The organism is Streptomyces lusitanus, assembly GCF_042647945.1.
GTDB lineage: Bacteria > Actinomycetota > Actinomycetes > Streptomycetales > Streptomycetaceae > Streptomyces > Streptomyces pseudogriseolus.
The window spans coordinates 124,202-144,875 of record NZ_JBHRWL010000007.1; the positions used below are offsets into that span (position 1 = coordinate 124,202).

21 protein-coding genes are annotated in these 20,674 nt (G+C 72.4%); 12 read left to right on the forward strand and 9 right to left on the reverse strand.

Annotated elements, in window-relative coordinates; all coding sequences use genetic code 11:
* Nucleotides 1-84: 84 nt before the first annotated feature.
* Nucleotides 85-585 (reverse strand): carboxymuconolactone decarboxylase family protein, encoded by a 501-nt coding sequence (locus ACFOSY_RS12360; protein WP_394306814.1) that lies wholly within the window; start codon nucleotides 583-585, stop codon nucleotides 85-87.
* A 137-nt stretch (nucleotides 586-722) separates the two neighbouring features.
* Between ACFOSY_RS12360 and ACFOSY_RS12365 the strand changes: the two genes are divergently transcribed.
* Complete coding sequence (locus tag ACFOSY_RS12365) at nucleotides 723-1,688, forward strand: RNA polymerase sigma-70 factor (protein ID WP_394306815.1); 966 nt, start codon at nucleotides 723-725, stop codon at nucleotides 1,686-1,688.
* Nucleotides 1,689-1,742: 54 nt separating this feature from the next.
* Here the strand turns inward: ACFOSY_RS12365 and ACFOSY_RS12370 are convergent, their stop codons facing one another.
* From ACFOSY_RS12370 to ACFOSY_RS12380, 3 genes are all read right to left on the reverse strand, one after another.
* On the reverse strand, nucleotides 1,743-2,318 hold the full coding sequence (locus ACFOSY_RS12370; RefSeq protein WP_394306816.1) for a DUF6328 family protein: 576 nt from the start codon (nucleotides 2,316-2,318) through the stop codon (nucleotides 1,743-1,745).
* A gap of 138 nt (nucleotides 2,319-2,456) precedes the next feature.
* The gene (locus ACFOSY_RS12375; protein ID WP_394306817.1) at nucleotides 2,457-4,418 is read right to left on the reverse strand and encodes an FAD/NAD(P)-binding protein; all 1,962 of its coding nucleotides are present in this window, start codon (nucleotides 4,416-4,418) and stop codon (nucleotides 2,457-2,459) included.
* Complete coding sequence (locus tag ACFOSY_RS12380) at nucleotides 4,415-5,434, reverse strand: amino acid ABC transporter permease (protein WP_394306818.1); 1,020 nt, start codon at nucleotides 5,432-5,434, stop codon at nucleotides 4,415-4,417. Before ACFOSY_RS12380 ends, ACFOSY_RS12375 begins: the two co-directional genes overlap by 4 nt.
* Nucleotides 5,435-6,171: 737 nt before the next feature.
* Between ACFOSY_RS12380 and ACFOSY_RS12385 the strand changes: the two genes are divergently transcribed.
* From ACFOSY_RS12385 to ACFOSY_RS12420, 8 genes are all read left to right on the forward strand, one after another.
* Entirely contained in the window at nucleotides 6,172-6,744 is a 573-nt protein-coding gene (locus ACFOSY_RS12385) for a GNAT family N-acetyltransferase (RefSeq protein WP_394306819.1), read from the forward strand.
* Nucleotides 6,741-7,694, forward strand: a complete 954-nt coding sequence (locus tag ACFOSY_RS12390) for an ABC transporter substrate-binding protein (protein ID WP_394306820.1) — start codon at nucleotides 6,741-6,743, stop codon at nucleotides 7,692-7,694. Before ACFOSY_RS12385 ends, ACFOSY_RS12390 begins: the two co-directional genes overlap by 4 nt.
* A gap of 19 nt (nucleotides 7,695-7,713) precedes the next feature.
* A complete protein-coding gene (locus ACFOSY_RS12395; protein ID WP_394306821.1) occupies nucleotides 7,714-8,730 on the forward strand; it encodes an amino acid ABC transporter permease in 1,017 nt (338 codons plus the stop codon).
* Entirely contained in the window at nucleotides 8,727-9,491 is a 765-nt protein-coding gene (locus tag ACFOSY_RS12400; RefSeq protein WP_394306822.1) for an amino acid ABC transporter ATP-binding protein, read from the forward strand. The genes ACFOSY_RS12395 and ACFOSY_RS12400 overlap by 4 nt, the downstream gene beginning before the upstream one ends.
* 43 nt (nucleotides 9,492-9,534) lie before the next feature.
* A complete protein-coding gene (locus ACFOSY_RS12405; protein ID WP_394306823.1) occupies nucleotides 9,535-10,518 on the forward strand; it encodes an ABC transporter substrate-binding protein in 984 nt (327 codons plus the stop codon).
* A 92-nt stretch (nucleotides 10,519-10,610) separates the two neighbouring features.
* On the forward strand, nucleotides 10,611-11,813 hold the full coding sequence (locus tag ACFOSY_RS12410; RefSeq protein ID WP_394306824.1) for an LLM class flavin-dependent oxidoreductase: 1,203 nt from the start codon (nucleotides 10,611-10,613) through the stop codon (nucleotides 11,811-11,813).
* Nucleotides 11,814-11,834: 21 nt separating this feature from the next.
* Nucleotides 11,835-13,208, forward strand: coding sequence for an NtaA/DmoA family FMN-dependent monooxygenase (locus ACFOSY_RS12415; RefSeq protein WP_394306825.1), 1,374 nt, complete (start codon nucleotides 11,835-11,837; stop codon nucleotides 13,206-13,208).
* On the forward strand, nucleotides 13,205-14,269 hold the full coding sequence (locus tag ACFOSY_RS12420) for an LLM class flavin-dependent oxidoreductase (RefSeq protein WP_394306826.1): 1,065 nt from the start codon (nucleotides 13,205-13,207) through the stop codon (nucleotides 14,267-14,269). Before ACFOSY_RS12415 ends, ACFOSY_RS12420 begins: the two co-directional genes overlap by 4 nt.
* 112 nt (nucleotides 14,270-14,381) lie before the next feature.
* Here the strand turns inward: ACFOSY_RS12420 and ACFOSY_RS12425 are convergent, their stop codons facing one another.
* A complete protein-coding gene (locus tag ACFOSY_RS12425; RefSeq protein ID WP_394306827.1) occupies nucleotides 14,382-15,236 on the reverse strand; it encodes a DUF1684 domain-containing protein in 855 nt (284 codons plus the stop codon).
* Between the two features lie 28 nt (nucleotides 15,237-15,264).
* Complete coding sequence (locus ACFOSY_RS12430) at nucleotides 15,265-15,867, reverse strand: nitroreductase family protein (protein WP_394306828.1); 603 nt, start codon at nucleotides 15,865-15,867, stop codon at nucleotides 15,265-15,267.
* Between the two features lie 473 nt (nucleotides 15,868-16,340).
* On the opposite strand from ACFOSY_RS12430, the gene ACFOSY_RS12435 reads away from it, so the two are divergent.
* The 3 genes from ACFOSY_RS12435 to ACFOSY_RS12445 all read left to right on the forward strand — a co-directional run bounded on the left by ACFOSY_RS12435 (nucleotide 16,341) and on the right by ACFOSY_RS12445 (nucleotide 18,483).
* Entirely contained in the window at nucleotides 16,341-16,421 is an 81-nt protein-coding gene (locus ACFOSY_RS12435; RefSeq protein ID WP_394307353.1) for a putative leader peptide, read from the forward strand.
* A 268-nt stretch (nucleotides 16,422-16,689) separates the two neighbouring features.
* The gene (gene ssuE / locus ACFOSY_RS12440) at nucleotides 16,690-17,244 is read left to right on the forward strand and encodes an NADPH-dependent FMN reductase (protein ID WP_394306829.1); all 555 of its coding nucleotides are present in this window, start codon (nucleotides 16,690-16,692) and stop codon (nucleotides 17,242-17,244) included.
* A 75-nt stretch (nucleotides 17,245-17,319) separates the two neighbouring features.
* A complete protein-coding gene (locus ACFOSY_RS12445) occupies nucleotides 17,320-18,483 on the forward strand; it encodes an LLM class flavin-dependent oxidoreductase (RefSeq protein WP_394306830.1) in 1,164 nt (387 codons plus the stop codon).
* Nucleotides 18,484-18,524: 41 nt separating this feature from the next.
* Here ACFOSY_RS12445 and ACFOSY_RS12450 read toward each other — a convergent pair whose 3' ends face one another.
* The 3 genes from ACFOSY_RS12450 to ACFOSY_RS12460 all read right to left on the reverse strand — a co-directional run bounded on the left by ACFOSY_RS12450 (nucleotide 18,525) and on the right by ACFOSY_RS12460 (nucleotide 20,513).
* Nucleotides 18,525-19,508, reverse strand: coding sequence for a hypothetical protein (locus tag ACFOSY_RS12450; protein ID WP_394306831.1), 984 nt, complete (start codon nucleotides 19,506-19,508; stop codon nucleotides 18,525-18,527).
* A 172-nt stretch (nucleotides 19,509-19,680) separates the two neighbouring features.
* The gene (locus ACFOSY_RS12455) at nucleotides 19,681-19,980 is read right to left on the reverse strand and encodes a DUF7701 domain-containing protein (RefSeq protein ID WP_394306832.1); all 300 of its coding nucleotides are present in this window, start codon (nucleotides 19,978-19,980) and stop codon (nucleotides 19,681-19,683) included.
* Nucleotides 19,977-20,513, reverse strand: a complete 537-nt coding sequence (locus ACFOSY_RS12460; RefSeq protein WP_394306833.1) for a RipA family octameric membrane protein — start codon at nucleotides 20,511-20,513, stop codon at nucleotides 19,977-19,979. Before ACFOSY_RS12460 ends, ACFOSY_RS12455 begins: the two co-directional genes overlap by 4 nt.
* Between the last annotated feature and the right edge of the window lie 161 nt (nucleotides 20,514-20,674).

Sequence of the window (20,674 nt, forward strand, 5' to 3'; positions counted from 1 at the left end):
CGGCTCCCGGCTTCCGGCTTCCGGCTTCCGGCGCCGGACTCCGCACTCCGGACTTCTACGGTCGCCGCCTGCGGCCACCGGACCTCACTGCTGCGCGACCGCCTCCGCGAACATCCCCGCCTTGTACGAGCCGCCCTTCTGGTGGGTGATGACCGCCAGCCGGTTGGCCGCGTTGATCATCGCGACCAGGCAGACCAGCGCCGCCGTCTGGTCGTCGTCGTAGTGCTTCCGCACCTGCGCCCAGGTCTCGTCCGACACGCCCTCGTGGGCGTCGGCGAGGCGGGTGCCCTCCTCGGCGAGCGCGAGGGCCGCCCGCTCCGCCTCGGTGAACACCGTGGTCTCTCGCCAGACGGCGACCAGGTGCAGCCGGTCCGCGCTCTCCCCGGCCGCGACGGCCTCCTTGACGTGCATGTCGACACAGTGGCCGCAGCCGTTGATCTGGCTGGCGCGCAGCGACACCAGCTCCTGCACGGACTTCGGCAGCGACGCGTCGTGCAGCACCAGTGCCGCGCCGGCGAACCGCTTGGCCCAACGGGCGGCGATCTCGTTCTCGAACAGGTTGAACCGGGTGTCCGTGGTGTCCATGGTGTGGTCCTCACTCGTGGTCTCGTTCGGGACACCCACCAGATGCCGGCCGGCACTACCGTGTGACGGGCGGCCGACGTGAGCTGGACCACACGCCGCCGGTGTCACAGGACCGGGCCGGCCGGCGTCCTGTGCGTATGACTGTGATCGGAAGCCGGGACCAGGGAGCGGACGTGACCAGCGGCGGTGAGGGGCGCGGGAAGGACGGCGGGCGCGGCCGGGGCGCCGGCGCCGCCACCGAGGACTTCCTCACCCACCGGAACCTGCTGTTCACCGTCGCCTACGAGATGCTCGGCTCGGCCGCCGATGCCGAGGACGTCCTCCAGGAGACCTGGCTGCGCTGGGCCGGCGTCGACCTCGCGGACGTGCGGGACCGGCGCGCGTACCTGGTGCGGATCACCACCCGCCAGGCCCTGACCCGGCTGCGCACACTGGGCCGCCGCAAGGAGTCCTACGTCGGCTCCTGGCTGCCCGAGCCGCTGCTCACCTCGCCCGACGTCGCCGAGGACGTCGAACTGGCCGACAGCGTCTCGATGGCGATGATGCTGGTGATGGAGACCCTCGCGCCGACCGAGCGCGCGGTGTTCGTGCTGCGCGAGGTGTTCGACGTCGGCTACGACGAGATCGCGGAGGCCGTCGGCAAGTCCCCCACGGCGGTGCGCCAGATCGCGCACCGGGCGCGCGCGCACGTGGCGGCCAGGCGGCCCCGGGGGGACGCGTCGCCGCAGCGCACCCGCCATGTCCTGGACGCGTTCCGGCGGGCGGTGGAGACGGGCGACCTCCAGGGTCTGCTGGACGTCCTGGCGCCGGACGTCGTCCTGCTCGGCGACGGCGGCGGCATCAAGCAGGCGGTGCTGCGGCCGGTCGTCGGCGCGGACAAGGTGGCCCGGCTGCTGCACGGCGGGCTGCGCAAGGTCCCCGCCGCGCTGACGCTGCGGCCGGCGCTGGTCAACGGCGGTCCCGCGCTGGTGCTGCACCTCGACGGCGAGCTGGACAGCGTGCTCGCGGTCCGCGTCGACGACGGCCTGGTCACCGGCCTGTACGCCGTGCGCAACCCGGAGAAGCTGTCGCACATGGAGCAGGAGACCCCGCTGCGCCGCTGAGCACCGGCCCCGTCCGCCGGCCGCTACCGCTGTTCGCGCCCCGTCCGCCGGCGGCTACTGCTGTTCGCGCCGCGCCCGGCGGGCGGAGCGGCGGCGCAGCAGCACCGGCAGCACGTACCAGCACAGCCCGAACCACAGCATGACCGCGCCCACCAGCACCTCGGCGAGCACGCCCGGCACCACGAAGCGCAGGATCAGCAGCAGCGTGCAGCCGATGGTGAGCGCGAGCAGCACCATCCCGCAGACCATCAGGCGTCCGGCCGTCTCCACCAGCTCGTCCTTCATCCGCTGCCCGGACAGGAAGCGGTGCAGGGACACGGGCGCGATCAGCGCGCCGGTGGCGGAGGCGCCGAACACCACGGTCATGACGTAGATGACCTTGTCCGGCGTCTCCAGCTCCCGGAACAGCGGGGTGAACGCCACGCTCAGCAGGAACCCGAAGAGGATCTGGACGCCCGTCTGGGTGACGCGCGTCTCCTGAAGCACCTCGTTCCAGCGGCGGTTGACCCGCTCGCGCGCGGGCTCCGGCGGCTCGGCGTCCGGCCGCGCGGCACGGTCGTCGTGGTGCGCGTGCGCGCAGCAGGCGCCGCCCTTCTCCGCCGGCCCGGCCGGCTGCTCCGTCATCGTCATGGTGTCCTCCCCGGTTCCAGGCGGACCGTTTGCCCCGATCAGAGGCGGTCATGCCGGAACCGGGGCGAACGAGTCCGACCACACAGGCCGGTCCCTCACGCCCGCCCGTCACGCGCCCGCCCGTCACACGCCCGCCTCTCACACGGCGACCGACGCGGGGTCGGCCGCCGGGGACACCTCCGCGAGCGCCCGCAGCAGCGCACGGGCCACCGCGTCGTTCTGCCGGAAGCCCGGCGAGTCGGTGCGGGGCCGGGCGAACGCGGCGACGGCGCGGCTGTTGGTGGGCGCGCCCAGCGCGATCCGCCGCGGGTGCGGCCCGCCCAGCGACGGGTCGACGAGCCGCCCGTCCGCGGGGGACACGGTGAGCAGCCCCGAGCGGTGGGTGAACGCGGGGTCCGTGACGACCTCCTCGGCGAGCGCCCCGGAGCGGTGCAGGCCGCGCAGCAGGGGGTCCTCGGTGCGGTCCAGGCTGGGACCGGGCAGGTACGCCTCGATCAGGGCGGTGGCGCGGGTGACGTGGCCGGGGACGGTGGGGCTGGTCGCGGTGAAGGTGCCGGTGGACTCCTCGGCGGCGATCCGGACGTCCGCGCCGAGGAAGCGCACGACCCCCGCCTCGGACAGCGCGAGCAGTTGACGCAGCCGGAAGCCGGGCGGGCCGGAGGCCAGGAAGCTGAAGAAGCCCTGCCACCAGCCGTCGAGCTGCTCGGCCACGGACCGCGCGGTCAGCCGGCCCGACTCCACCAGCCGCGGCAGCTGCCCGTAGAGGGACAGCAGGGCGAGGAACGCCCCGAGGTCCGCGCTGAACTCCGGATTCTCACGGCGGGCGACGTCCGCGGCGACGTAGGCCCGCAGATGCTCCTGGAACGCGTCCGGTGTCGCGAAGGCCAGGCCCTCCAGCGGCCGGTCCAGCGCCTCGAAGTCCAGCCGGTCCGCCGGGTCCGGCACCGCCGAGGCGACCAGCGCCGTCATCTCCGCGTCGTACCAGCCGAGCCGGTCGTAGGCGGCGGCGAAGTCCGTCCAGGGGAGCGTGGTCCGTCCGGGGTGGGCGTGGAACAGCTCGTGGTAGTGGCCGTATCCGATCTCCTTCGCCATCAGCGGCCACACGTCCCGCCGCAGGTCCAGCGGGCGGCCCTCGGCGAGCAGCGCGTCCACCGCGGCGGGACCGAAGTGGCGGGGCAGCGCGGGGCGCGGCCCCTGGAGCCGGTAGCGGGTCTTGGAGTGGTACGGCACCCCGCGCCGCGACCCGACGTGCAGCACGGGTTCACGCCCCGAGGCAACGTAGCGGAGGGTGCCGTCCGGGCGGGTGCGGAACCGTCCGCCGCGCCCCTCCGTGAGCAGCGCCATCAGGTCGACGAAGGCCAGCCCGAAGCCGCGCAGGAGGACGTGCTCGCCGGGCCGCAGACCGGACAGGTCCGCGTCGGCGGAGAACTCCGGCGGGAGGTGGAAACGGCCGTGCCGGCGGGCGAAGTCGGCGAACGCGCGGTGCGCCGCGGCCGGTTCGGCGCCGATGTGCCCCTGGGCGAGGACCACCAGGTCGGCGGTGAGCGCCGTGGCACGGTCCGCGAGGCGCACCTGCTGCGGGCCGTCCGGCGGGCCGGTGACCGCGGTCGCCGTGGTGCGGTGCCACTCGACGGTGACCGACGGCGGCAGCTCGGTCAGCACCCGGCGGAACACCCAGTCCAGGTACGCGCTCTGCGCCCGGCGGGTGGGGAAGTCGGCCGGGTCCAGCGCGCGCAGCTCGGCGAGCACCTCCGGGTCGGCGGGCTCGGCGTACGGGGCGTGGCGCGGGCCCCGGCCGGAGAACTGGGCCGCCCATTCCGCCAGCGAAGGGCCTGGCCGCACCGGGCCCTCGACGGTGGACGACTCGTCGGTGAACATCGTGACGTCCTCCGCCATCGAGTTCATCCGCAGCAGCCCCGACTGCTCGTGCCGCCATATCCGCCCCGGCCCGGGCGGATGCGGGTCGATCAGATGGATGTGCAACGCCCGTGCGTCGTCCCAGAGTTCGGGCGCGTTGGCGGCGATGCGCTCCAGCAGCCCGGTGGCGCGCGGCCCCGCGCCGACGACGGCCAGGACCGCGGGTGCGGACGCGCCGCTCACCGGTCACCGCCGATCACCGGGCGGGCGTCGGCCGCGGTGGCACGGCGCAGCCACAGCCGCAGCGCGGTCAGGTTGCCGTGCACCCGTTGCAGCGGAGTCGGCGGCAGGGCGCGGGAGTTGCCGCGCGCGTAGTGCCGCTCGACGTAGAACTGGGCGATGCTCAGCGCGGTGGTGACCGCGATGTACCACAGGGTGGCGACCATCAGCAGCGGGATGATCTGGTACGTCTGGTTGTAGATCAGCTGCACCGAGTACAGCAGGTCGTGCACGGCCAGCACGCTCACGATGCTCGTGCCCTTCAGGGTGCCGATCAGCATGTTGCCGGCGGTGGGCACGATGGAGCGCATCGCCTGCGGCACGACGATCCGGCGCAGCGTACGGCGTCTGCTCAGCCCGAGCGCCTGGGCCGCCTCGGTCTGCCCGGAATCGACCGACAGGATGCCGCCGCGCACCACCTCGGCCGCGTACGCGCTCTCGTGCAGGGTCAGGCCGATCACGGCGGTCAGCGTGGGCCCGAGCAGATTGACCGTTTGCACGGTGACGAACTGCGGTCCGAACGGGACGCCGAGGCCGAGCGTCGGGTACAGCGCGCCGATGTTGAACCAGAACAGCAGCTGCACCAGCAGCGGCGTGGACCGGAAGATCCAGATGTAGCCCCAGCTGAGCGTGCGCAGAACCGGGTTGGCCGACAGCCGCATCACTGCCAGCACGGTGCCGATCAGAAATCCCAGCACCATCACCACGGCCGTCAGCCACAGCGACAGCAGCAGCCCGTCCAGCACGGCGGCGGTGGTGAAGTACCGCCCCACCACGTTCCATTGGAAGGCGTCGTTGCGGACGACGGAGTTGAGGACCATCACGAACAACAGCAGGGCGAGCGCGGCGGTGAGCCGACGGCCGGTGTTCCGGCGCGGCACGATCCGCGGCACGTCCGTGTCCGGGGCGGTGGTGTCGTCCGGCTGTTTTCTCGGCGGGATCGCGGCAGGGGCCGGCGTGACGCCGGAAGGCATGACCATCGAAGGACTCTCCGGGAGAGGGCGCGGGCGTGGATGACCACCCGGCGGCACCTGTGACCGACGGAGCGCGGCAGTGGCTGGCCGCGCGGGCACAATGCGCCGGGGTCCGGCGTCGTCACATGCGCCGCGTCCCTCAACGCGGCCGGAGCGGACGCCCGTACGACACGGGCGGCCGGTCCGTCGCCGATCGTAAGCGCCCGTGGCCGCACCGTGTCAACAGCGCCCGCCGAAGCGCCGTCCGAAGCGCCGTCGGAGCATCGGCCGAGGCGCCGGGCAAGCGTCCCGGCATCCGGGCGCCGCTTGACGTGCGGCGCGATGTCCTGCTCAATAAGTCGCATGAATGCCCAGCAGCAGCGCCTGGTGTCGCGCGATCACATCGACTTCGGTCGCGTGTGGTCCGCCGCGTGTTGCGCCTGACTCGGCAGCGGGCCGTCTGACCGGCCCTTCCCTCCCTCGGTGACCCCGTCGCGGGCCGAGTTCTTCTTCCACGCGCGCTGCCGCACCCCCGTGTCTTCCGACGCCCGGCGTCGTCACGTCCTCCTTCACCCGTCCTCCGTCTGACGGCTCCTCATCTCTCGTCGCACGCGCCGCGGTTCACCCCTGCGTGCGTGCGCCCGGACGCCCCGAGAGGTCACACCCATGCCCGTCGAGCCGTACCACCGGCCGCCCTCCGCACCACCCTCACGCTCGAACGGCGCCCACCGGCCCGACCTGCGGGCCTGGGGGGCGGTGACGCGATGACGTCCTTCGCGCAACTGCCGCATCGCAACACAGAATTCACGTTCGTCGACGTGCCGGTCTCCGACCCCCGGGTACGTCCGCTGCTGCGGGAACTCGGCGACGAGTACTCCGCCCGCTACGGCCGCGACGCCCACACCGAACTGTCCCGCTACCCCGACGAGGAGTTCACCGCTCCGCACGGCGGCGTCCTGCTGCTGCTCCTGGAGCGGGGCGAGCCGGTCGCGGGCGGCGCCTTCCGCCGCTACGACGATGCCACGGCCGAACTGAAACGCATCTGGACGCACTCCGCGCACCGCAGACGCGGCCTCGCCCGACGCGTCGTCGCCGAGCTGGAGCGCGTGGCCGGCGCCCGCGGCTACCGGCGCGTGTACCTCACCACCGGCCCGCGCCAGCCCGAGGCCCGCGGCCTGTATCTGGCCACCGGCTACACACCCCTGTTCGACACGGACGCCGACCCGGAGACCATCGGCCCGCTGCCCTTCGAGAAGCACCTCGGCACTCCACAGGACCTCCCGTCCCCGCCCGACGCCCCACCCCCGCCGCACCCCCGAAAGGTCTCCCGCCCGTGAACCTCCCCCGTTTCAGTACCCGACTCCACCGCGCCGCCGCGCTCGCCCTGCTGCCGCTGCTGGCCCTGACCGCCTGCGGCTCCGGCGACACCGGCGGCACGGCCCCGGCGGGCGCCCAGGCCGCCGCGGGCGACGACCCCGTCGCGGACGTGCGCAAGGTCGACTCGATCGCCGCCCTGCTGCCCGCCGAAGTCCGCGAGGCCGGCACGCTCCGCGTCGGCAGTTCCGTCGGCTTCCCGCCCGGCGCCTACTACCCCAACGGCACGGACAAGGACCCCGAGGGCCAGGACATCGACGTCGCCGACGCCGTCGCCAAGGTGCTCGGCCTCGAACTCCAGCGGCAGGACGCCTCGTTCGAGACGATCCTGCCCGCGCTCGGCAGCGGCAAGTACGACGTCGGCACCGGCAACTTCGGCGTCACCGAGGAACGCCTGAAGACCATCGACTTCGTCACCTACATCAACGACGGCCAGGGCTTCGCCGTCCGCAAGGGCGACACGAAACTCGGCAAGAAGAAGATCACCGACCTGGTCCAGCTGTGCGGCCTGACCATCGGCACCGGAGCCGGCACCACCTTCGAGGCCACCCTCACCGCACAGAAGGGCGTCTGCGCCAAGGCCGGCAAGAAGCCGTACGACGTGAAGGTCTACGCGGAGAACGCCGCCACCCTCACCGCGCTCCAGCAGGGCCGCATCGACGTCGTCATGTCGACCATCAACGGCCTGCGCCACCAGGCGTCGCAGCCCGCCTCGCAGACGGAGTTCCTCGGCGAGTTCCACCGCCTCGACGTCGGCTTCGCCTTCAAGAAGGGCTCCCCGCTCACCAAGGCGTTCCAGGCCGCCGTCAACGAACTGATCAAGGACGGCGTCTACGCCCGGATCCTCGAGAAGTGGGGCACCACCGCCTCGGCGATCGACGCCTCCGAGATCAACCCCCGCGAACACCTCTGAGCCGAGCAGGAACGACGCCATGCCCTCCACCACCGACACCGCGCCGCCCGGCCCGGCCGCCCCCGGCGCCCCGGCCCCGCCCCTGCCCGACGACCCGGCAGGACTCAAGGTCGTCCCCGCCCGCCACCACGCCCGCTGGATCGCGGCCGCCGCCGTGATCGTGCTCGTCGCCCAGTTCACCCACGGCCTGGCCACCAACCCCGTCTGGGAATGGGGCGTCTTCCAGGACTACGTGCTGTCCGAGACGATCGTCCAGGCGGTGTGGGTGACGCTCCAGCTGACCGCCTACGCCACCGTCCTCGGCTTCCTGCTGGGCACCGTCCTCGCCTTCATGCGGCTGTCGCGGAGCCCTGTGCTCCAGACCGTCGCCTGGACCTACATCTGGATCTTCCGGTCCATCCCGATGATCGTGCAGCTGGTGTTCTGGTTCAATTTGAGCGCCCTCTACGACCGGCTGGGCTTCGGCATCCCCTTCGGGCCGGTGTTCTGGTCCGTCGACAGCAACAGCATCATCGGCACCCTCGGCGCCGCCGTCATCGGACTGACCCTCCACCAGGCCGCCTACGCCGCCGAGATCGTGCGCGGCGGCGTCCTCGCCGTCGACGAGGGCCAGCTGGAGGCGGCCGCCGCGCTCGGCATCCCCCGGCTGCGGCAGATCCGGCGCATCGTGCTCCCGCAGGCCATGCGCGCCATCCTGCCCACCGCCGGCAACGAGATCATCGGCCTGCTCAAGGGCACCTCGGTGGTCTACGTGATGTCCATCGGCGAGCTGTTCTACCAGGTGCAGGTCATCTACGGCCGCAACGGCCGGGTGATCCCCCTGCTGCTGGTCGCCACCGCCTGGTACGTCGTCCTGACCTCCGTGCTGTCGGTCGCCCAGTACTACGTGGAACGCCGCTACGCCCGCGGCGCCGACCGCACCCCGCCGCCCACCCCGCTCCAGCGCGCCCGCCGCACCGTCCGCGCCCTGCGCACCGCGGCCGCCCGGCGCCACCAGCCCGTCGTACCGTTCAAGCCCCTGGGAGACATCCGATGAGCGACGTCATGGTGGACGTGCGCGGCGTCCACAAGAGCTTCGGCCCGCTGGAGGTGCTGCGCGGCGTCGACCTGACGGTCCGGGCCGGCGAGGTCACCGTGATCCTCGGCCCGTCCGGCTCCGGCAAGTCCACGCTGCTGCGCACCATCAACCACCTGGAGAAGGTCGACCGGGGCTGGATCGGCGTCGACGGCGAGCTCATCGGCTACCGCCGCTCCGGCAACCGGCTGCACGAGCTGAAGGAGAAGGACGTACTGAAGCAGCGGACCCACATCGGGTTCGTCTTCCAGAACTTCAACCTCTTCCCGCACCTCACCGTGGAGGACAACCTCGTCGAGGCGCCCGTCGCCGCGCTGCGCCGCCCGCGCAAGGAGGCCGTGGAGACGGCCCGGCGGCTCCTCGCCCGCGTCGGTCTCGCCGACAAGGCCGACGCCTACCCGCGGCAGCTCTCCGGCGGACAGCAGCAGCGCGTCGCCATCGCCCGCGCCCTGGCCCTCGAACCGAAGGTGCTGCTGTTCGACGAGCCCACCTCCGCGCTCGACCCGGAACTGGTGGGCGAGGTCCTCGACGTCATCAAGGACCTGGCGCGCACCGGCACCACCATGATCGTCGTGACCCACGAGATCGGCTTCGCCCGCGAGGTCGCCGACACCGTGGTGTTCATGGACGGCGGAGTGGTCGTCGAGCAGGGGCCGCCCTCGGCCGTCCTGGACGATCCGCGGCACGAACGCACCCGCGCCTTCCTCTCCAAGGTCCTCTGACCTTCCCGCCCGTCCCCTTCCGCCGTCACGCAAGGAGCACCCCGTGTCCCTCTCGGCCCCCCGCCGTTCCACCGCCGCCGCGCTCGCCCTGACCTCCGCCCTCGCCCTCGCCGCCTGCGGCAACCCCGACGACGGCGGCACCACCGAGGTCGCCTCCGGCAACGGCGGCAGGACGACGATCAACCTGACCGCCGACCAGGACCGCGTCCGCACCGCCAAGGTCGACGTCATCGCCGCCAAGGTCCCGGCGGAGATACGGAGAAGAGGCACCTTGGAGGTGGTGAACTCCTCCGGCTCCGCCGCGCCGCTCACCTTCGTCGCCACCGACAACAAGACCGTCATCGGCGTCGAACCCGACATCGCCTCCCTGGTCGCCGACGTGCTCGGCCTGGAGCTGCACCTCAACCCCGTCTCCTGGGAGAACATCTTCGTCGGCCTCGACAGCGGCAAGTACGACGCCGGTTTCAGCAACATCACCGTCACCGAGGAACGCAAGGAGAAGTACGACTTCGCCACCTACCGCGAGGACAACCTCGGCTTCGAGGCGAAGAAGGGCAGGGGACTGAAGGTCGACGGACCCGAGGACGTGGCCGGCCTGACCGTCGCCGTCAGCAGCGGCACCAACCAGGAGAAGCTGCTGATCGACTGGAGCAAGGAGAACGAGCGCGCCGGCCGCGAACCGGTGGACATCAAGTACTACCAGAACGACAGCGACACCTACCTCGCCCTCCAGTCCGGCCGCATCGACATCTACCTCGGCCCCAACCCCACCGCCGCCCACCACGCCGCCACCACTGGCAGGACCGAGGTCGTCGGCACCTACTCCGGCGCCGGCGCCGACCTCCAGGGCCTCATCGCCGCCACCACCAAGAAGGACAACGGACTGGTCGAGCCGCTCGCCGACGCGCTGAACCATGTCATCGAGAACGGCACCTACACCAAGGTGCTGAAGCGCTGGGGCCTGACCGACGAGGCCGTCACCACCTCCGAGATCAACCCGCCCGGTCTGCCCAGGACCGCCGGCTGACCACCACCGGACCACGGCGCGGGGACGGCGCTCCCCGCCGTCCCCGCGCCCTCCGCCCCGCCACCGTCACCGACCTCCTGGAAGGCACCGACGTGTCCCCGACTCCCGCATCACCCCTGCACCTCGCCGTCGCCCTGGAGGGCACCGGCTGGCACCCCGCCTCCTGGCGGGAACCGGTGTCCCGCCCCCGCGACCTGTTCACCGCCGCCTACTGGGCCGGCCTGGTCGCCGAGGCCGAACGCGGCCTGCTCGACTTCGTCACCCTGGAGGACGGCCTCGGCCTCCAGACCTCCCGTTTCCTCGAACCCGACGACCGCACCGACCAGGTGCGCGGCCGCCTCGACGCCGTGCTCACCGCGGCCCGGATCGCCCCCCTGACCCGGCACATCGGCCTCGTCCCGACCGCGGTCGTCACCCACACCGAGCCCTTCCACCTCTCCAAGGCGATCGCCACCCTGGACTACGTCAGCACCGGCCGGGCCGGCGTCCGCGTGCAGATCACCGCCCGCCCCGACGAGGCCGCCCACTTCGGCCGCCGCGGCATCCCGCGGATCGACGCCTATGACGCGCCGGCCGCGCGGGAGACGGTGACCGACCTGTTCGACGAGGCCGCCGACCACGTCGAGGTGCTGCGCCGGCTCTGGGACAGCTGGGAGGACGACGCCGAGATCCGTGACGTCGCCACCGGACGCTTCATCGACCGGGACAAGCTCCACTACATCCACTTCGAGGGGCGCCACTTCAGCGTCAAGGGCCCCTCCATCACGCCCCGCCCGCCCCAGGGCCAGCCCCTGGTCACCGCCCTCGCCCACGACACCGTCCCCTACCGCCTGGTCGCCCGCGCGGCCGACGTCGGCTACGTCACCCCGCACGACGTGGACCAGGCCCGCGACATCGTCGCCACCGTCCGCGAGGAGCAGGAGGCGGCCGGACGCGCCGCGGACCCCCTGCACGTCTTCGGCGACCTCACCGTGTTCCTCGACGACGACCCGGCACAGGCCGCCGCCCGCCGCGCCCGCCTGGACGACCTCGCCGGCGAGCCGTTCACGAGCGACACCCGCGTCTTCACCGGCACCCCCGCCCAACTCGCCGACCTGCTTCTGGAGTTCCGGTCGGCCGGGCTCACCGGCTTCCGGCTGCGGCCCGCCGTCCTCGGCCACGACCTCCCGGCGATCACCCGAGGACTGGTCCCCGAACTCCGGCGCCGCGGCGCCTTCCGCCGCGCCTACGAGGCCGGCACCCTGCGCGGCCTGCTGGGTCTGCCCCGGCCCGCCAACCGCTACGCCACCGCCTGAGCCGGAGGAACGACCACCACCATGAGCAAGCCGCTGAAGCAGATCCACCTCGCCGCCCACTTCCCGGGCGTCAACAACACCACCGTGTGGAGCGACCCCGCGTCCGGCAGCCACATCGAGTTCAGCTCCTTCGCGCACTTCGCCCGCACCGCCGAACGCGCCAAGTTCGACTTCCTGTTCCTCGCCGAAGGGCTCCGGCTGCGCGAACAGGGCGGCAAGATCTACGACCTGGACGTCGTCGGCCGCCCCGACACCTTCACGGTGCTCTCCGCGCTCGCCGCCGTCACCAAGCACCTCGGACTGACCGGCACCATCAACTCCACCTTCAACGAACCGTACGAGGTGGCCCGCCAGTTCGCCTCCCTCGACCACCTCTCCGGCGGCCGCGCCGCCTGGAACGTCGTCACCTCCTGGGACGCCTTCACCGGCGAGAACTTCCGCCGCGGCGGCTTCCTCCCGCAGGAGGAGCGCTACTCCCGCGCCAAGGAGTTCCTCGCCACCGCGCACGAACTCTTCGACTCCTGGCACGGCGACGAGATCCTCGCCGACCAGGACACCGGCGTCTTCCTCCGCGACGCCAAGGCCGGCGCCTTCGTCCACCAGGGACAGCACTTCGACATCCACGGCCGGTTCAACGTCCCGCGCTCCCCGCAGGGCCGCCCCGTCGTCTTCCAGGCCGGCGACTCCGACGAGGGACGCGAGTTCGCCGCGTCCGACGCCGACGCCATCTTCAGCCGCCACGCCACCCTCGAAGCCGGACAGGCCTTCTACACCGACGTCAAGCGCCGCCTCGCCACGTACGGCCGCCGCCCCGACCAGCTGCTCATCCTGCCGGCCGCCACCTTCACCCTCGCCGACACGGACGCCGAGGCACGCGACCTGGCCAAGGAGGTGCGCCGCCAGCAGGTCAGCGGCGCCACCGCCCTGCGCCACCTGGAGTTCGTCTGGAACCGTGACCTGTCCGGCTACGACCCCGACGGGCCGCTGCCCGACATCGACCCGGACGTCAGCAGCCGCCACATCGCCGAGGGCCGCGCCCAGGTCCGGATGTACCGCGACCCGCTGGCCACGGCCCGCGAGTGGCGCGAACTGGCCGCCGCCCACAACTGGTCCATCCGCGACCTCGTCATCGAGACCGGCAACCGCCAGAACTTCATCGGCTCCGCCGAGACCATAGCCCGCACCATCGACGAGTACGTGCAGTCCGACGCCGCCGACGGCTTCATCCTCGTCCCGCACGTCACCCCCACCGGCCTCGACGCCTTCGCGGACCAGGTCGTCCCGCTGCTCCAGGAACGCGGCGTCTTCCGCACCGACTACGAGGGCCCCACCCTCCGCCACCACCTGGGCCTCGCCCACCCCGACGACCACCGCGACCGGCGGGCCGCCTCATGAAGTTCCTCGCGATCACCCTGATCGTCCACCGCCCCGACCCCGTCACCGGCGTGCGGAAACCGACGCACGACCGCTTCCGCGAGGTCCTCGACAACGCCGTCCTCGCCGAGCAACTGGGCTTCGACGGCTTCGGCGTGGGGGAGCGGCACGAGCGGCCCTTCCTCTCCTCCGCGCCCACCGTCGTCCTCAGCCACATCGCGGCCCTGACCCGCCGCATCCGCCTCTTCACCGCCGTCACCACGCTCAGCCTGCTCGACCCGGTGCGCGCCTACGAGGACTACGCCACCCTCGACCACCTCGCCGAGGGCCGCCTCGACCTCATCATCGGCAAGGGCAACGGCACCGCCCAGCGCGAGCTCTTCCAGGTCACTCCTGAGAACCAGTGGGACCGCAACGCCGAGAGCTACGACGTCTTCCGCCGCATCTGGCGGCAGGACAGGATCACCGCCGACACCCGCTTCCGCCCGCCGCTCAAGGACGCCGAGGTGTGGCCGCGCCCCTACCAGCGGCCCGTCCGGGTCTGGCACGGCAGCGCCACCAGCAAGGAGTCCGTCGACCTGGCCGCCCGCCACGGCGACCCGCTCTTCTCCGCGAACGTCACCCACCCCGTCGAGCCCTACGCCGAACTGATCGACCACTACCGCGAACGCTGGGAGCACTACGGCCACGACCCGGCGCGGATCGCGATCGGCGCCGGCTCGGCCGGGCTGCTGGTGGCCCGCACCTCCCAGGAGGCAGTCGAGACGTACCGGCCGGTCTTCGAGGCCAACCTCGCCTTCCAGAAGGAGTCCGGACTGCCCGTCGTCTTCGAGACGGTGGAGGACTTCGTCGACCGCAGCTCCGCCCTGATCGGCAGCCCGCAGCAGATCGTCGACAAGGTGCACCGCTACCACGCCCGGTTCGGGCACAGCGTGCTCCATGTGCACGCGGACGCGGGCGGACTGCCCGAGTCCGTGCACCGGGACTCCCTCGAACGCTTCCAGTCCGAGGTGGCCCCCGCCCTCCGCCACGCCCTGCCGGACCCGCCGTTCCCGTGGGAGCCGGTTGATCCGGTCCCTTAGCGCCGGTTCCGGGTTCCGTTCCTGTGGTCTCGTGGCGCGGGTCCCGGAGTGCTCCGGACATGACGCGACCCCTCCGGCATCCGCGTACCGGAGGGGTCGCGTCGTGCCGCGCTCAGGCCGCGGCGGACCTCCGCTCGTACGGGATCGTCTCGCCGGCCTCGATCGCGACCGGGAGCCGGTTCCCGGCCGGCGGCAGGGGGCAGGTCGCGAAGTCGGTGTAGGCGCACGGCAGGTTGGTGGCGCGGTTGAAGTCCAGCACCACACGGCCGTCCGGGCCGGGCACGTCGATCTTCAGCGCCCGGTTGGCGGCGTAGGTGGTCACACCGGACGTCGCGTCGGTGAACAGCACCAGCAGGGCGCCCGGCGCGCCGCCCTCGAACGCGGTCAGCTCCAGTTCCTGCCCGTCGATCTCGAAGCGGACCTTCCCCGGAGCGTCGTAGACGTGTTCGAGTCCCTCGACGGCGGCGCCCACGGTGGTGGGACGCGGCTCGGGGAACGCCACGTACGTGCCGGTGAGCCGCCAGCGCGGGTCCGGCGCGTAGGCGGGGGTGCCGGTGAACGCCGTGCGCAGCGGGTGGTCCGGGTGCCGCGGCCGGATGACGTCCTGGCCGCCCCGGCGGGCCACTTCGATCACCGCGTCACCCCAGACGGCGTTGACGGAGGCGCGCTCCGGGAGGACGCCGAAGCCGTGCCGGCCGCGCACCGTGGCGCCGTCGACCACCAGCTCCTCCCCGTCGCCCAGCTCGACGGTGACCCCGTCGTCGCCTGCCGACCAGACGCCGGGCGCACCGGGCAACAGCTGCGGCTCGGAGGTCGGCCAGTACAGGCCGGTGACGGCGAGGAAGCCGTGCTCATGGGCGAGCGCGGTGTCCTTGTCGTGGTGCCACTTCTCCCACTCGGCGACGAAGGCGTCGGTGGCGGTGCCGGTGCCGGTGCCGGTGGCGGTGGTGGAGTCCTGAACGGTCATGTGCACTCCTCGAGGCGATGGAGAGTGGTCAGTGGTTCAGGGACAGCGGGGTGCCCCAGGTGTGGGTGAAGAACGTCTCCGCGCCGGGGCGCCGCTCCCGCACGGCGGTCTCCCGCTCCCGCAGCTTCGGCGGCAGCAGGTCCGCCGGTGCCAGCGCGCCCACGGCGACGACGGACAGCGGCCGGAACCCCTCCGGCACACCCAGCGACGCGCGCAACGCGTCGGCGTCGAAGCCGGACATCTGATGCGCGTGCAGACCCAGAGCGTGCGCCTGCAACACCAGTTGGGCCGCCGCGAGCCCGGTGTCGTACGCGGGGCCGGGCTGCGGCACGCCGTCCTCGACGCGCTCCTGCGCCACCGCCGCCACCAGCAGCGAACTGGCGCCCGCCCACTCCTGGTTGAAGGGGATGAGCGCGTCGAGGACGCGCAGGTACGTGGTGTCGCCGCGCCGGCCGACCAGGAAGCGCCACGGCTGGGCGTTGTAGGCGGAGGGCGCCCAGCGGGCCGCCTCCAGCAAGGAGACCAGCTCCTCGTCGCCCAGAGTGTGTGCGGCGTCGAACGACCGGGGACTCCAGCGGTCGGCGAGCAGCGGATGGACAGCCGCGGCGGTGGTCGCGGTATGGGGTGACATCGGGGAAGTCCTTCGTCGTCAGGAGGTACGGGGAAGGGGGGAGGAGGGCACGCCTGAAGACGCCACGGCACCGCGCGCCACGGCCCGGGACACAGCAGGGACGGCGGGGACAGCGGTCGGCGAGGTGCGATACGGCGATGAGGAGAGAAGATCGCGAAGAAGAGGCCGGTCAAGTGGCCGGCGCGCGGCGTCAGCTAGGTGGCTACGCGGCGGGACAGCCCGTGGTGGTGACGCGCACGTAATCGACGTGGCGGCGGGTCACGAGGACGGTCATGCGCTCAGGTAACCACACGCCGGCGGCGCCGCGCCAGACCGGCAGGCGCCGTCTCGGCCGCCGGGACGGCGTTCGCGTCCCGGGCGCGGACCCGGGGGGAGCCGACCGTCCCACACACGCCCGTTCGCGGCTCTCAGCATGTGGAACGACGTCCGGGCGTTCTTGACCCGTGTCACCGAGCGCTGCTTTGATCGACGGCATGAAGCGACAGGACCTCACGCGGCGACGCCATGTCGACCTCGCGCGTGTCTCCAGCTCCTTCTGTCGCCGTCACGTCTGAGCGCACCCGAGGGGAACCCTCGCGCCCGCGCCTTCTCTCTCACGGTCTCCAGCTGTTCCGCTGACGCCTGCCGTCGTCGACGCGCCGTCGTCTGACGTCCGCTCACCGCGTTCCTCCGCCGGTCGGTCACGCGACGGACGCCGCCCGTCCCGTGTTCCTCCGCCGGTCGGTCACGCGACGGACGCCGCCCGTCCCGCCCTTGTAGGCCGCCGTCTGCTGCCCGTCGCCGCCCGGCATGCCCCACACCCCATCCCCGGAAGGTCCTCGCATGGCCACCGTCCTGTCCGTCTCCGGAAGCCCCTCCGCCACCTCCCGCACCGCCCGGCTGCTGCGCCACCTCGACCAGCGGCTCGTCGCCCAGGGGCACGACGTCATACCGCTCGACGTACGCGCCCTCCCGCCCGAGGCGCTGCTGCACGCCGACGTCCACCATCCGGCTATCGCCGAGACCATCGCCCTCTTCCAGCAGGCCGACGGTGTCGTCATCGGCACCCCCGTCTACAAGGCCGCGTACTCCGGGCTGCTGAAGACGCTGCTGGACCTGCTGCCGCAGTTCGCGCTGACGGGCAAGACCGTCCTGCCGCTGGCCACCGGCGGCTCCACCGCCCACGTCCTCGCCATCGACTACGCGCTGCGGCCCGTGCTCAACTCCATGGGCCCCGCCCACATCACGCCCGGCTGGTTCACCCTCGACAAGGAGATCACCGTCGGCGACGACGGCACCCTGACCGTCGCCCCCGCCGCGGCCGAGGCGCTGGCCCAGGTCACCGACCAGTTTTCCCGCGCGCTGGGCGGCCGCACCCTGCTGGCGGCCACCGGCTGAGCGTTGTCTCCCCGAGCACTGCCTCCCTCCGACCTCGGCGTCCTCCGACACCGCACCCCCGAACGGAGCCCTCCCGTGTCCCTCACCTTCCACTGGTTCCTGCCCACCAACGGCGACAGCCGTCACGTCGTCGGCGGCGGCCACGGCTCCCCGGCCACGGCGTCCGGACGGGACCGGCCGCCCACGGTCGCCTACCTCAGCCAGATCGCCCGCGCCGCCGAGGACCTGGGTTTCGCCGGCGCGCTCACGCCGACCGGCGCGTGGTGCGAGGACGCGTGGCTGACCACCGCCATGGTCAGTCAGAACACCGAGCGGCTGAAGTTCCTGGTCGCCTTCCGCCCGGGTTTCGTCTCGCCCACGCTCGCCGCGCAGATGGCGTCCACCTTCCAGCGGCAGAGCGGCGGACGGCTGCTGCTCAACGTCGTCACCGGCGGCGAGAGCCATGAGCAGCGCGCCTACGGGGACTTCCTCGACAAGGACGACCGCTACCGCCGCACCGACGAATTCCTGTCCGTCGTACGGGAGTTGTGGCAGGGCAGGACGGTGGACCTGGAGGGCGACCACCTGCGCGTGGCGGACGCCAGGCTGACGCGGCTGCCCGACCCGGTGCCCGAGGTGTACTTCGGCGGATCCTCGCCGATCGCAGGCCGGGTCGCGGCGAAGCACGTCGACGTCTACCTCACCTGGGGCGAACCGCCCGCCGCCGTCGCGGAGAAGATCGCCTGGATCCGCCGCCTCGCCGCGGAGGAGGGCCGCACCCTGCGCTTCGGCATCCGGCTGCATGTCATCACCCGCGACACCGCCGAACAGGCGTGGGCGGAGGCCCACCGCCTCCTGGACGGCTTCGACCAGGAGACGGTCCGCTCGGTCCAGGCGGGGCTCGCCCGCAGCGAGTCGGAGGGCCAACGCCGGATGCTCGCCCTGCACGGCGGCGGCAACCGCGACGCCCTGGAGATCCACCCCAACCTCTGGGCGGGCATCGGCCTGGTCCGCGGCGGCGCGGGCACGGCCCTGGTGGGCAGCCACGCCGAGGTCGCCGAACGCGTCAAGGAGTACCACGCCCTCGGCATCGACGAGTTCGTCCTCTCCGGTTACCCGCACCTGGAGGAGGCGTACTGGTTCGGCGAGGGGGTGCTGCCGCGACTGCGGGCGGAGGGGCTGTGGGTCCACCCGTTCCGGGCGGAGGCTGGTCAAGCGTCGTCGCCCCAGGTGCCGTTGGCGGCGGTGGCGGGGCGGTGACGCCTGACGCTCACCCGGCGCGCAGCGGTGACGCCTGACGCTCACTCGGCGCGGGGCGCGACGTCGGGTGGGTACGGGGGCGGGGCGGGGGCGATCACGCCGGGGGCGGGGGCAGGCGCCTGGGCCAGCCCCCGCTTGATGCGGCGCATGACGGGGTTCACCTGGTGGCGCATCACCTTGCGGAGACGTCCCAGCTCGCTCAGGGCCCACTCCGCGGTGGGGTCGAGACGGACGAACTCCGGTGCCAGATCGGGGCCGAACACGATCATTCCCTGGGCCCCCACCATGCGGGAGGGCGCGTCCGGGTTCTTGAGCGGCGGGTAGTCCGGCCACCGGATTCCGGTGAGCCTCGCCGCCTCCGCACCCGACAACTCGGCCGCTCGGGAGGCGAACTCGGCCTCGGCCGCCGACCGGAAGCGGTCGTACTCGGGTTCGTCCGCGAACACCATCACCATCAGCCGTTCCGGTGGCAGCAGTCGGACGGCCTCCGTGAACTCCCACAGGGTGCCCTTGCTGGTCCCGGTGGCGAGCACCACGAGCCGCGCCTTGCTGATGGCCTCGGTCACGGTGGGCTTCCAGTTGTCCAGCGGCAGGTAGAACCGGCGCGCCCCGGACAGCGGCAGGCGTTCGCCGGGCTTGCCGACGGCCACCACACGCCCCAGTTTCATCCGCAGAGACAGGACCATGTCCTCCTCGAAGGTACGGCTGAGAGGTGTCTGGAGTCTGCGGAGCCAACTGCGTGTGGGCGTGGGTTTGATCTGGTAGAGGGCGTCGTCGAGGTCGAAGGGCCGCAGGTACAGGATGTAAGAGCCCGGTTCGAGACCGCCCGCGTCCTTGATCAGCCGTGTCGTGTGGCGCCTCCCGAACCGGGAGAGACGCGCGCCCGCGTAGACCGCCGCCACACCGCCCACGATCATGAGCAGGCCGGTGACGATGCCCCCGGTCACCGATTCACCGAAGCTGATCGGTGCGCGGATGTGGTTGGCTCCGCCGAGCGCCGTGAAGAATCCGGCAACCCGTGTCACGCACCCGGCGCCTCGGGCGCCGCACCCGACCGTGCGTAACTGGCGTGGCAAGGGCGCTTCGAGTTCCCCCTCGCCCTCGTTGTGCACGTACTCCCCGTCGTCCTGCATACGACGGACGCTACTCACAACCCCCGTGTGCGAGGCTGCGGTTGTGGGGAATTCACCCGCATGGTCACCCCCGACCGCGTTCCAACCGCCGCGCCGCCTCCCGTATCGCCTCCGCGTACGGCGCGTCCGACGCCCGCGTCTCGGGGGAGAGGTCCTCGAAGGGCACGAGCGAGGCGTGCCCGTCGTCGACCGTCTGCATCCACGCGGACCACGCGTCGTGCACGTCCTCGTCCGTGACCCGCTCACCCTTCGCGCGGAGCAGCACCGCGTAGAGCCGGAACAGGTCCTCGGAGCCTTCGGGCGGCCGCGCGGCGGGCGGCAGACAGGACCGGATGAGATCGGCGAGCGGGTCGAGGTAGGTCACCCGGACAGTGTGCCAGCCAGCAGCACGAGGTGGGCCAGGGCGAACACGAACGGCACGATGCGTTCGGAGGTGCCGATCTCGGCGTACCGGCGGGTCCGGCGCGGCTCCGGGGTGCCGCGTAACACCGCCCACTCGTCGGTGAAGATCCGCACCGGCAACCGCGTCTCGATCTCGTTGATGACGCGGAACTTGGCGGCGTTGAGATGCCGGTACGAGCGGAGTTGCAGCCACCAGGCGAGGGAAAGGGTGACGCCGCCCATGGTCACCGGTACGAAGACGTACCACGGCGGTTCGGCCCACTGGGACATCCCGAAGCCGATCACGCTGACCAGCGCCGTCTGCACGGAGAGGAAGAACGCGTTGGCCGAGCCGCGGCGTGCGGACACCCGGTCGGCCATCTCCACGGCGAGCTTGTACAGCTCCAGCACGTCCTGCCGCACGGCCGGCTCGCCGGGAGCCGGGGAACGCGGCCCGGGCACGGCGGCCGCCGTCGGCCGGTCGCGCACGCTGTCGCCGTCACGGTCGGTTTCCATCGGGCTCCCGGGGGGCGGGTGGGGATCGACGGACGCCATGGTAGTGACGGATCGTCATCAAGAGGTGCCGAACGGTGATCTCGCCACGCCTGATCGCGCCACCGGCCTGGACCCACGGGGTCTTCGTTTCATCACGGTTGAGCAGCAGGCCGGAACTGTGG